This is a genomic window from Caulifigura coniformis (assembly GCF_007745175.1).
GTDB lineage: Bacteria > Planctomycetota > Planctomycetia > Planctomycetales > Planctomycetaceae > Caulifigura > Caulifigura coniformis.
In genome coordinates, this window is record NZ_CP036271.1 from 1,875,445 (window position 1) to 1,887,229 (window position 11,785).

Below are 11,785 nucleotides of genomic sequence, written 5' to 3' on the forward strand. Positions count from 1 at the left end.
GCTCAATCCGTCTCAACACACCTGGGGGCCGTCCGTTCGCACTCGCTGGGCGACTGAATCCCCGCCTCGCGTGCATGCCCGCCGCGCACGCCTTACCATCACTGGTCGACGCATCCTGCGCGCAACGTCTCGTCCTCAGAATTCCGTTTACGCTCCGTCCGATGAAAATTCACGAGTACCAGGGAAAGCAACTGTTCTCCGCGTCCGGAGTTCCGGTCCCGAAAGGGATCGTCGCCAAGACTCCCCAGGAAGCGGCTGATGCCTTCACGAAGCTCCAGGGAGCCGTGGCCGTCGTGAAGTCGCAGGTGCATGCCGGCGGACGCGGCAAGGGAACGTTCAAGGAACATCCCGAGCAGCGCGGCGTCGTGCTGGTGAAATCGGCCGATGACGCCCGCAACAATGCCGAGCGCATGCTCGGCTCGACCCTCGTCACCAAGCAGACCGGCGACGTTGGCCAGAAGGTCCAGACGCTCTACGTCGAGCAGGGGCTCGACATCAAGAAGGAGCTGTACCTCGCCGTCGTCGTCGACCGTGAAGTCGGCCTGCCGGTCGTCATCTTCTCGTCCGAAGGCGGCATGGATATCGAGGAAGTCGCCGAGTCGCATCCCGAAAAGATCGCCCGCGAGCACTTCGATCCCGGCATGGGCCTGCTGCCGTTCCAGGCGCGGAAGCTCGCCGCCGCCATCGGCCTCGATGCCGCCGGCGCCAAGGCAGCCGAGTCGTTCCTGCCGAAGATCGCGAAGTTCTTCGTCGACCACGACTGCAGCATGGCCGAGATCAATCCGCTCGTGCTGACCGGCGAAAACAAGATGCTGGCGCTCGATGCCAAGGTCACCTTCGACGACAACGCCCTCTTCCGCCATAAGGATTTCGACGCACTCCGCGACCTCCTCGAAGAAGATCCTTCGGAAGTGCGGGCACAGGCAGCCGGCCTCAGCTACGTGAAGCTCGAAGGAAACATCGGCTGCCTCGTGAACGGCGCCGGCCTCGCCATGAGCACGATGGACCTCATCAAGCTGCACGGCGGCGAACCGGCCAACTTCCTCGACGTCGGCGGCGGCGCCAATGTCGAGCAGGTGACGGAAGCCTTCCGCATCCTGCTGGCTGATCCGAACGTGAAGGCTGTGCTCGTCAATATCTTTGGCGGCATCATGAAGTGCGACACGATCGTGACCGCGCTGCTCACCGCCTACGACACCGTCGGCATCACGGTCCCCCTCGTCGTCCGCCTGGAAGGGACGAACGTCGAACTCGCCCGCAAGATGCTCGCCGAGAGCGGCAAGAAGATCACTTCCGCGACCGACCTCACCGACGCGGCGAAGAAGGTCGTGGCGACTCTGGGCGCGTGAAGTAATTCGGCGAGCGGGGGGCGTCAGCCCCCTGTGGGGCCGAGCAACGTCAGAGCATCAGATCAGAAGGGCTGACATGAAGATCTGGTTGGCAGCCATTCTTTGGGCCTTGTTCACCATTCAGCGATGCGGTGCTGCTGATTGGACGCCCCCGGATGATCCTGAGCCACAGAAGATTCTGGACGAGGCTCAGATTGACGCGCAGGCAGGGCGGTTCGAAACCGCACTCGCCAAGCATATCTGGTATCACCGCAACGCGCTCAAGTACGACTCGGCCCAGGGTGGAGTGCGATTGTCATTCGCCCTCTCGAGCTGGAAGCAGCTTGCGGACCAGTTCCCGCCGGCATTGGACGACTTGAAAGCGGAGAGAGACGCGACGAAGGAACGAGTTCTGGAGGGGAAGAACTTTCCGCATTGCTTCGGCGACCTTGCTGGCATCAACCGAGTCCTCGGAGAGGAAAAGCAAACCGCTGAAACATTCGTGGTCCTCGATCGCGACAGGCCGGCACAAGCCATCCTCGCCTATCTGTGGGCCGAGGACGCACTGCTTCAGGAGAAGCAGTACGACCTGTGTGGCAAGTATTGCGATCCCGATCAGGCGTATCGTCAAGCGTTGCGGAACTACAAGGACAGCAAACGGCACGTCCTCAGGACCCCGGAGTCCCTGAGACTGCTCCAATCCAGCGAAGCGCGTTTCACCCGGCGAGCCGCGACGATCGTGGCCCTGATGGTCATCACCAAACGCCATAAGGAGGCGGAATTGATCGCTGACAAGGCGAAGGACGCCATCGATTGGGAACCTCACCGAAAGGCGATCGATGACGCGCTCGCTGGTCAGATGCCGAAGCCCCAGTGAACATTGCGGAATTTCAGTCGTGTGAGAATCCGCCGTCCGCAAGTCTTGCGGGCGGCGCACGCCGAGCTTCAGGCCCTACTCAATGATTGATCGGCGCGGTCTGCTCAGGACGGCTGCATTCGTCTATCTCGCACTGACCGCGCTCGCAGTTCTCATTGCCTGGCTGGTCGGATTGGACCTCACCTCACTCCTTCGACCGGATCCGGAGGAGGCCGCGATCGGGCTCGCGGCAGTCCTGCCGATGTCGGTCGTCTTCTTCATCGCGCCGGACCTCAAAGATCGCGTCGTCGATCTGCTGGGCCCCGCGCTTGCGCAATGCCGCTGGTACGACCTCGTGGCCCTCGCTGCGATGGCCGGAATCTCCGAGGAACTCGTCTTTCGCGGAGCGCTCGAAGGCTGGCTGCGAAGCTACGACATCCTCTTCGCCATCGTCGTCGCCAACCTGCTCTTCGGAGCCATGCACCCGATCACGGTGACATACTTCCTGATCGCGGCCGGCTTCGGCGTCTACTTCAGCGTCCTGGCAAATCTCGGCCCCGAGCGCAATCTCACCGCCCCGATCGTCGCCCACACCGTGTACGACCTCATCGGCTTCCTGCTGGTGGCCCGGGATTTCCGAAAGACATCCAGTGGCTTCGTCGCCCCCAGCCGCTGGCCACCGGCCCAGACAACAACGCAACCGGCAACAACAGAGCCGGCAATCCAGGATTCAGCCGACGACGAAACCCCGGCAGACGGGACCAGGCCCGAAAGCAAACCGCCCGAGTACTGAGTACCGATTACCCATCCACCCTCCCCTCACACTCCCGCCATCTCGAGCGAAACAAGGCCGTCGCTCGACACAGACGACGGCCGCTCCGCTTCGATCGTCAGCCAGATCGACTTGAAGGCCGGCGTCTTCGACTGCGGGTCGACCTCGTGCGGCACCAGCACGTTCGCTTCCGGCAGGTACATCGCACAGTTCCCAGCGCGAATATCAATGTCCCGCACGCGGATTCCACGCAGTTCGCCCACAGAGCTGCGCACCGTCACCGGCTGGTCGATCGTGAAGCCGAACCGCTGGATATCGTCGACATGCATCAGGATCACATCCCGCCGGTCCTGCCCGCGGTAGATGTCCTGTTCCTCGTAGACGACCGTGTTGAACTGCCCTTCCGAGCGGATCGTCATCATCCGCAGCACCCCCTGCCCAGGCCCGGCCTCGGGAGCAGCCGCAGCGGAAGCGACCCGCGTCATCGGCTCCTCCAGCGGTGCGAACTGGGCCTTGCCGCTCGGCGTCGGGAACGTCGGCGTGTGGAACGTCCGGCCGCCGATCTGGAACTCCTGCTTCGTCTCGTCGATCCGGCCGATCGCTTCGAAGCCCGGGATGACTTTCGCGATCATCTCGCGAACGGTCCTGTGCAGCTTGAGCTCAGTCCAGTTGACCGGCCCGGCGTCGCCCAGCACGCGATGCCCCAGCGTCGTCAGGATTTCGTGTTCCGACTTGGCCTGTGCGATCCGCTGCTCCCCTCCCTCGCTGAGGCGAACGTAGTTGAACATCGACTCCTGCGTGGTCGGCTGCGGCTCTTCGTCACGCGCCAGGCAGGGGAGAATCAGCGTTTCTTTCGCCGTTCCCCAGGCATGCCCCGTATTCAGCGTCGTGTTGATGTACGTGATGAAATCGAGGTTGCCGAGCGACCTGTGGGCGAAATACGCGTCGGGATTGCTGCCGAACAGGTTGCCCCCCAGGCAGATCGCCCCCTTCACCTTCCCTTCTGCCGCTGCCCGCATGCAGGCCATCGTGTCGAGTCCCGGGTTCGTCGGCAGCTTCACTTTGAGCAGCGCTTCCATGTTGTCGAAGATCTGCTGTTTGAGGTTCGGGGCGACCCCCATCGAACCGATCCCCTGAACGTTCGAATGCCCGCGGATCGGAAGCAGCCCGGCGTGTGGCTTGCCGACCATGCCCCGCAGCAGCGCGAGGTTGACGATCATCCGCACGTTCTCGACGCCATGCAGATGATGCGTGATCCCCATCGTCCAGCCGAACACCGCGTTCTTCGCCCGGCCGTAGAGAACCCCGAGTTCTTCGATCTGCGCGCGCGGAACGCCCGACTGCCGTTCAATCTCCTCCCAGCTCAGCGCGTTCACCCCCTTCACGAACTCGTCGAAGCCTTCGGTCGCCGCCTTGATATACGGCTTCGCCACGAGGCGCCGCTCCAGCAGCACCTTCGCCACACCCGCCAGCAGCGGAATGTCGCCGCCGATATGCGGTTGCAGGTACAGCGACGAGATCTTCGACCCGAAGAACAGGCTCCAGACGTCCGACGGAACGCTGAAGTTAACGAGGCCGAGTTCCTTGATCGGGTTGATCGAGACGACCTGCCCCCCCTGGCGGCGGACATTCATCAGAGTCCGCATCAGCCTCGGATGGTTCGACGCCGGATTCCCCCCGATCAGGATGAACAGGTCCGAGTTCTCGACGTCCTCGAGCGTCACCGTCGCCGTGCCCGTTCCCAGGCTCTGACCCAGGCCTACGCCGCTCGCCTGGTGGCAATAGAACGAGCAGTTGTTGACGTAGTTGGTCCCATACAGCCGTGAAAACAACTGCAGCACGAAGGCCGCTTCATTCGACGACCGGCCGCTGCAGTAGAAGAAGTTCTCATCGGGCTGCGTGCCCGTCAGTTGCTTCGCCATGCGGTCGAAGGCGTCGTTCCACGAGATGACTCGGTAGTGCGTGTCACCGGGGCCCGCGTAGAGAGGATGCGTCAGTCGGCCGCTCCACTCCAGGTCGCGCGGACTGAGCGTCCGAAGTTCGGCAATCGAATAGCGGCGGAAGAACTCATCCCGCAGTCCGTCCTGCATGTCGGCCACCATCGCCTGCAGCGATTTCTTGCAGACCTCCGGCCAGTGACCCATCTCGTTCCGCATCCCCCCCTTCTGGCCGCCCATGCCCACCGCGCACGTCTTGCACGTGTTGCGGGACATCATCGCCCGCCAGAGCTTCGGCCAGGTGACCTTGTTGGCCATCCGCAGCGTGTACTTCACGGCGGCCCAACCGCCGCCGGATTTCATTCGTCGCATGGGGGAGCGTTCCGCGCGAGAGGTATGTCACAGCCAGGTTCTTCACTGTACCAGCGCTGTCGGCATTGCGGGAGAACTTCGTCATCCCGGTTCGTCCAACATTCCGCCTCCGCGCGGAATCTCCGGACGGCGTGCGGCCCGGCAACACCCGGCGCGCACTCCTCGCGCCGCGGCATCGCCAGTCTCGCCATTGAAAAAACGCGCCACCCTCGCTTCCCGTCCCTCGACCGCCTCTGTAGCCTGATCCGCGGAGAAAGCGTTCGAGGAAACCTGTCGAGCGCATGAAGGTGCGTTGCTCACGCCGGATCATTTCCGGTCTGCTTCTGATCTGGCTGGGACTGCTTCAGTTTCCGCTCCCGTTCGCTCTGCGCGCATCGGGAACAGCCGCGAGCGACAAGGACCTGAGCACCCCCTTCCCCTGCATGAACCGCCCCTGCGGTTGCCGCTCCGCCGAGGAATGCTGGACCAGCTGCTGCTGCACCACCAAAGCCGAACGGATCGCGTTCGTCCTCGACCACGGCTTGGAGATGCCCGCCGCCCTGGCAGACGCCGAAGAGTCGCCGGCCCCCGCACGGACCTGCTGCTCCGCAGGCTCAGAACCTGCCTGCTGCACATCCCGCGGCGATGAAGCAGACAAGCCCTACTGCGAGCGCCCGAAAAAGCCGGTCCGGAAAGGGCTCGTCCTGCTCTCGAGCGCCCTCAAGTGCAAAGGGCTCACCTCGATGCTCATGCAGTTCGGCGGAGCCGTCGTCCCGACAGCTCCCTGCACTCCCGATCTGGTTCCGGTCGCCCACAGGCTCCTCGCGCTGACCGATGACCTGCGAACGGGGGTCACGCTTTCCCCCCCTGCTCCACCGCCAAGAATCTCGGGCTGATTCCTCTCCCACTCCGGGTCCGCGGCCGCAATGGCCGTGCAGTCCCCCGGTCCGTCACGCAATCTCCGGCGCGCCGCCGTGCGCGCTGGCCGATTCTCGATTGCGTCCCGCCTCAAGAGTTCGACGACATGCCCCTTCAATAGGCGGCATGCGATTCTGGAGTATCGATGTTCTCCTCAGCCCCCGCCTCATCGCGCCCCCGCCGCGCGTTCACACTGATCGAACTGCTGGTCGTCATCGCCATCATCGCGATCCTGATCGCGCTGCTCCTCCCGGCCGTCCAGCAGGCCCGCGAGGCCGCCCGCCGCACCCAATGCAAGAACAACCTGAAGCAACTCGGGCTGGCTCTGCATAACTATGAGAGCACCTTCAACGTTTTTCCGATGACCAATGCGCAGAACTACCTGCCGAACACGCAGGGTTTTTCGCCGCAGGCCCGCCTTCTGCCGTACGTCGAGCAGGGGAGTCTGCAGAACCAGATGGATTTCGCGGACTACGCCTTCAGCGGGCCGTTCAACAACCTCGTCCCGAATCCGAAGTTCGCCTCGGCCTTCGCGGTCTCGTTGCAGGTCATGCTGTGCCCCAGCGACCCGGCACCCAGCCAGAATACCGGCGCAGGCGGCGCGATCTACGGCGGCACGAACTACATGGTCAGCTACGGAAGCGGAACCGGCGTGAATTACGACCTCCGGTGGCGAACGGATGGCCTGGTCTATGAGAACTCCAGCTCCCGGATGCGGGACTGCACCGATGGCACTTCGAATACCGTTTTCATGAGCGAGTCGGTTCGCAGCGAAGGGGCCGACGTGACCTTGCCCGCCGGCACAACTCCGAAACATCCGTACCAGAAGACGATCAACGGATCGAGCGGCGTGACGGCCACACTCCAGAGCTCCCAGGGGATGCAGGGAGGCGGGGCGTGGGGATCCTACGTCAACGGGGCCGGGCTGATCGCGAATCCTGATCTGACGGCTGTCTGGCCGACGATGACGAACTGGCGCGGCGCACAGAGCCTCGCGCTGCGTGGCCGCGGAACGTCATGGGCCCACTCGGGCGCGATCAGCACTCTCACGAACGGCTACACAACCCCGAATAGCAAGATCCCCGATGTGGTGATCCATTTCACCGGGTTCTTCGCGCCTCGCAGCTACCACTCGGGCGGCGCTCAGGTGATGCTCGGCGACGGCTCGGTGCGGTTCATCGGTGAGAACATTGACTCGGCGGTGCATCGCGGCCTGCACAGCTGTAACGGCGGTGAAGTGCTCGGGGAATTCTGACCCCGATCTCCATGCGAACGAGCGCTGGCCAGCGGCGGCCCGCGCAATGCCGCACATCGACCTTCCTCGAGACTTCCTTCCTCCCCCATGTCGACCGCGTCTCCATCAGAACGCTCCGTGAAAACCTGGCCCGATTACCGCGCCGTCTGGCGCTGGCATTTCTACGCCAGCCTTTTCTCGATGCCATTTGTCATCCTGCTCTCGCTCACCGGGGCGGTCTACCTGTTCAAGCCGCAGATCGAAGCATGGAACGACCGCCACTTCGATCAACTCACCGCTGCCAGCCCGGCGACGACGCCCGCTCAGCAGGTGCAGGCCGCCATCGCGGCCTTCCCGGGTTCGTCCGCGACCGCCTATGAGCTTCCCCCGTCTGAACACGCGGCGGCGCGGGTGATCGTCCGCAACGAAGGCCAGGCCACGCGTGTCTACGTCCATCCGGGCGATCTGTCGATCCTGCATAGCGTTCCCGAAGACCAGCGATTGATGCGGACGATGTTCCGGCTGCATGGCGAACTCCTGATGGGTGACCGCGGATCGAACATCGTCGAACTGGCTGCCTGCTGGACGATCGTCATGCTCCTGACGGGTCTGTTCCTCTGGTGGCCACGAAACGCGAATGGAATGGGGGGCGTCCTCTACCCGCGTCTGCGCATGGGAAACCGCATCTTCTGGCGCGACATCCATAGCGTCACCGGCATGTGGATTTCGTTCTTCGCGCTGTTCCTCCTCGCAACCGGACTGCCATGGGCGAAGTTCTGGGGGACGTACTTCAAGGAAGTCCGGCGCGTGACCGGAACTGCCGTTGTGCAGCAGGACTGGACCGTCGGCAGTGAACGATCCGGCGGCGGCGAGCACGCGGGGCATGGCGGGAGTCCCCGCGCCGGCGGACGGCGCGGCGCCGGCCCCGGAATGCCGCACGACCTGGAACCGTTGAACCGCGTCGTCGCCGCAGTCACTCCGTTGAACCTGCCCGATCCGATTGTTGTGGCCGCCCCGGCGGCTGGCTCAAAAGACTGGTCGGCCAAGTCGATGACCGGCAACCGGCCGAAACGGGTCAATCTGACTGTGGACGGCTCCACCGGCGCCATCACCAGTCGTGAAGACTTCAAGGACCGACACTGGGTCGACCGGATCGTCGGCATCGGCATCGCAGCACATGAAGGCCAGCTCTTTGGCTGGCTAAATCAGCTGCTCGGACTGATGACGGCCGGCGGGTTGATCCTGCTGAGCGTGAGCGGCGTGATCCTTTGGTGGCGTCGCCGGGAGGTCGGAGTGCTCGGAGCTCCGAAGATGATTCTGAACCCGCGGTTCTCGCCTGGGCTCGTTGCGATCATCGTCCTGCTGGGCGCCTACCTGCCAATGTTCGGCGCGTCGCTGCTTCTCGTGCTGATCCTGGAATGGGCCGTTCTGTGCCGCATCCCGCCAGTTCGCGATTGGCTGGGGCTCAAGCGACCCACATCCGCTGCGGTTCTGGGAGGATCTCCATGAGCGCCCGGCCACAGCATCGTCTGATCACAGCGTTCCGACATCCGCTGTTCGTATCACTCAGCCTCATGTGCTGCGGGTGTGGAAGCGGTGACCCGCCTTCGGTTGCGGGGGGAACGGAAGGCATTCTCCGGTGCGGTTCGGCCGCAATCGGCGACCTCCAGCTCACCCTTTTCCAGCGCAGCGGAACCGGAGCCGTCCAGGTGGGATTCGCCATGACACGGGCCGATGGCACTTTTTCGCTATTGCTGCCGGGCGCTGCGGGACCGTTGTTTCTTCCCGAAGGTCAGTATGTCTGCACACTCGAATCCGCCGGTGCGCCGGTTCGTATCCCGAAGTCCTATTCAAAGCCAGATTCCTCACCGCTGATGGTCACCCGCAAGGACGTGAAAGCGCCACTCGAGATTACGGGGCCGGACCTCAAGCTCCGGTGACCAGAGGAAAGCCGGCTCCACTCCCGCACGGGAAAGTGAATTCGCCTTCAATGAAATCCTGAGACACCGGCGCGGCGTCGCTGCCTACGTCGTTTGCTTTCTCCAGACGGAAGCACGACGCCGCGTCCGGCTTTGTTGGGAACACAGGTTCGCTACGGTTCGCGCACGAACCGGTTAAATTGGACTTTCTGAGGACCGGTTCCGAAGCGATTCAGAGGGCGGCGAGACACATGGCCTGGCATCAGCACGAACTCCCGCTCCCGGCGATGCCGCGAGGCTTTCATCTCATCACCGACCGCGTCGTCCGCGCGATTCCCGAGCTGCCTTCCGTGAAGGCCGGCCTTCTGCACGTGTTCATCCTGCACACGTCCGCATCGCTGTCCATCAACGAGAATGCCGACCCCGATGTCCCGGTCGACCTCGAAGCGTCGTTCAACGCCATCGCCCCCGAGCAATTCCCCTATCAGCACACCTGCGAGGGGCCGGACGACATGCCCGCCCACGTCAAGGCGTCGCTGCTGGGAAATTCGCTGACGATCCCCGTCCGCAACGGCCGGCTGGTCCTGGGAACCTGGCAGGGGATCTACCTCTGCGAGCATCGCAACCGGGGGGGCTCGCGGAGGCTGATGCTCACGCTGCAAGGCGAATCAGCATGAGCGCCGTCTCACTGACCGTTGAAGTTCGGCAGGAAGTGCCGCGAGCGGCCGCATTCGCGGTCCGTCTGTAGCGGTCGTTCCGCCCGCGCACGGGCCCCGATTTCTCCACAAAATTCGGCGGGCCGCAGGTCGAATTCTCCCTCTGAGCGAAGGGTTTCGCTTGGCGCTCCGCCATCGTGCGCGGAGCTGCTTGGGAGTTTCGGCGCTCGTCAAAACTCCCAGGCAGGTCGAAAGGCCAATGCCTGAAGCACGATTTCGCAAAGCCAGGGACGGCTGAGAGACGCGGCGTCCCAGGGAGGGAACCAAATCATGCTGAAGTTTTCACGGAAGGCCTGCCTGCTTGCTGCAGGCGTGAGTATGGGGTGGAGCTGGGCGCCACTCGCCGCAGCCGACATCCGTCTGGCCGACAGGGCAGACCTCGTGTTCGCCGACGACTCCAGCGAAATGTCGCTGACGCTCGTCGACGACCAGCGGAAGATGTGCCGCCAGCAGGAACGCGCCTGGAAGCAGGCTCAGAAGGACGCCGCCAAGGCCCAGAAGGCCCAGGAAAAGTGCAACGCCAAAGCCCAGCGCGAAGCCTGCAAAGGCCAGGGCGGCGGATTCACTGAACGCGTCGGCGGACTCTGCAGCGGCGCCGGCGACATGTTCACCGGAGAGCTCGGCGATCCATTCACGATCAACAGCCTCCTCTGGGACACGGATTGCGAAGAGCCCTGCTTCACCGTCGGTGGCTGGACCCAGGTCGGCTACCACAATGACAACGACGGCGCCTTCAACACGCGCCCCGACAAGTTCAACCTGCACCAGCAGTGGTTCTTCATCGAAAAGGTCGCGGACGGCTCCGACGGCATCGGCTTCGGCGGACGCATCGACGCGGTCTACGGTCAGGACGGCCCGAACACCCAGGCGTTCGGTAACGATCCCGGCCGTTACGACTTCTCCGACGACTTCAACTTCGGCGCGCAGTACGGCTGGGCCATTCCCCAGGCGTACGCCCAGGTGGCTTACGAAAACCTGTCCGTGAAGATCGGTCACTTCTTCACGCTGCAGGGTTACGAAGTCGTTGCCGCCACCGGTAACTTCTTCTACAGCCACGCCCTCTCGATGAACTACATCGAGCCGTTCACCCACACCGGTGCTCTCGCCACCTACACCGTCAACGACCAGGTCGAACTGTACGGCGGCTGGGTCGCTGGCTGGGATTCAGGCTTCGACCGATTCAACGGCGCGACGGCCTGGCACGGCGGTATCAAGGTGTCGCCCATGGAGAACATGAGCTTCGTCTACACCAGCACCGCAGGAAACCTCGGCTGGATCGGCGACGGCTACTCCCAGACCCTCCTCCTCACCACCAACATCACCGACGACCTCACCAGCGTCATCGGTAGCGATTACGTGCGGACCAACCAGGGCGTCTATCCGGCCGGTGCTCCTTCGGGAGACACCTTCCACGCGATCAGCGCCTACAACTACCTGCTGTACCAGGTCACGGATCGCACCGGCGTCGGTATGCGGAACGAATGGACCAAGGTCGACGGGATCTCCTACAACTCGTTCACCGCCGGCCTGAACTTCAAGCCGCATGCGAACGTCGTGATCCGTCCTGAGTACCGCTACAACTACTCGGCCGCCGGAGACAACATGCCCGCCGGTGGACGCAATCCGCTCGGCATCGGCGTGAACGAGTCGATCGTCGGCATCGACGCCGTCGTCACGTACTGAGCTGACGTGCAGGACCGCGGCTTGGCGGCCGTCGTCTCCATGTCAGCCCAGGCATGATCGGCCGTCCGCCG

10 protein-coding genes are annotated in these 11,785 nt (G+C 63.6%); 9 read left to right on the forward strand and 1 reads right to left on the reverse strand.

From position 1 onward, the window contains the following. The first annotated feature begins 161 nt into the window (after window positions 1-161). From sucC to Pan44_RS07425, 3 genes are all read left to right on the forward strand, one after another. The gene (gene sucC, locus Pan44_RS07415; RefSeq protein WP_145028749.1) at window positions 162-1,349 is read left to right on the forward strand and encodes an ADP-forming succinate--CoA ligase subunit beta; all 1,188 of its coding nucleotides are present in this window, start codon (window positions 162-164) and stop codon (window positions 1,347-1,349) included. Between the two features lie 76 nt (window positions 1,350-1,425). Continuing rightward, entirely contained in the window at window positions 1,426-2,205 is a 780-nt protein-coding gene (locus Pan44_RS07420) for a hypothetical protein (RefSeq protein ID WP_145028750.1), read from the forward strand. Window positions 2,206-2,287: 82 nt separating this feature from the next. Next, window positions 2,288-2,977: a CPBP family intramembrane glutamic endopeptidase gene (locus Pan44_RS07425; protein WP_145028751.1), complete on the forward strand. Its 690-nt coding sequence runs from the start codon at window positions 2,288-2,290 to the stop codon at window positions 2,975-2,977. 26 nt (window positions 2,978-3,003) lie between these two features. Here the strand turns inward: Pan44_RS07425 and Pan44_RS07430 are convergent, their stop codons facing one another. Beyond that, window positions 3,004-5,265 (reverse strand): FdhF/YdeP family oxidoreductase, encoded by a 2,262-nt coding sequence (locus Pan44_RS07430; RefSeq protein WP_145028752.1) that lies wholly within the window; start codon window positions 5,263-5,265, stop codon window positions 3,004-3,006. Between the two features lie 281 nt (window positions 5,266-5,546). On the opposite strand from Pan44_RS07430, the gene Pan44_RS07435 reads away from it, so the two are divergent. From Pan44_RS07435 to Pan44_RS07460, 6 genes are all read left to right on the forward strand, one after another. Then, a complete protein-coding gene (locus Pan44_RS07435; RefSeq protein WP_145028753.1) occupies window positions 5,547-6,140 on the forward strand; it encodes a hypothetical protein in 594 nt (197 codons plus the stop codon). A gap of 167 nt (window positions 6,141-6,307) precedes the next feature. Continuing rightward, window positions 6,308-7,417 carry a DUF1559 domain-containing protein gene (locus Pan44_RS07440; protein ID WP_145028754.1) on the forward strand — a complete coding sequence of 370 codons (1,110 nt, stop codon included), beginning with the start codon at window positions 6,308-6,310 and terminating at the stop codon, window positions 7,415-7,417. 87 nt (window positions 7,418-7,504) lie between these two features. After that, a complete protein-coding gene (locus tag Pan44_RS07445) occupies window positions 7,505-8,905 on the forward strand; it encodes a PepSY-associated TM helix domain-containing protein (RefSeq protein WP_145028755.1) in 1,401 nt (466 codons plus the stop codon). Further along, the gene (locus tag Pan44_RS07450; protein WP_145028756.1) at window positions 8,902-9,336 is read left to right on the forward strand and encodes a hypothetical protein; all 435 of its coding nucleotides are present in this window, start codon (window positions 8,902-8,904) and stop codon (window positions 9,334-9,336) included. The genes Pan44_RS07445 and Pan44_RS07450 overlap by 4 nt, the downstream gene beginning before the upstream one ends. 230 nt (window positions 9,337-9,566) lie before the next feature. Then, window positions 9,567-9,992, forward strand: coding sequence for a secondary thiamine-phosphate synthase enzyme YjbQ (locus Pan44_RS07455; RefSeq protein ID WP_145028758.1), 426 nt, complete (start codon window positions 9,567-9,569; stop codon window positions 9,990-9,992). 309 nt (window positions 9,993-10,301) lie between these two features. Then, complete coding sequence (locus Pan44_RS07460) at window positions 10,302-11,714, forward strand: outer membrane beta-barrel protein (protein ID WP_145028760.1); 1,413 nt, start codon at window positions 10,302-10,304, stop codon at window positions 11,712-11,714. Window positions 11,715-11,785 lie beyond the last annotated feature (71 nt).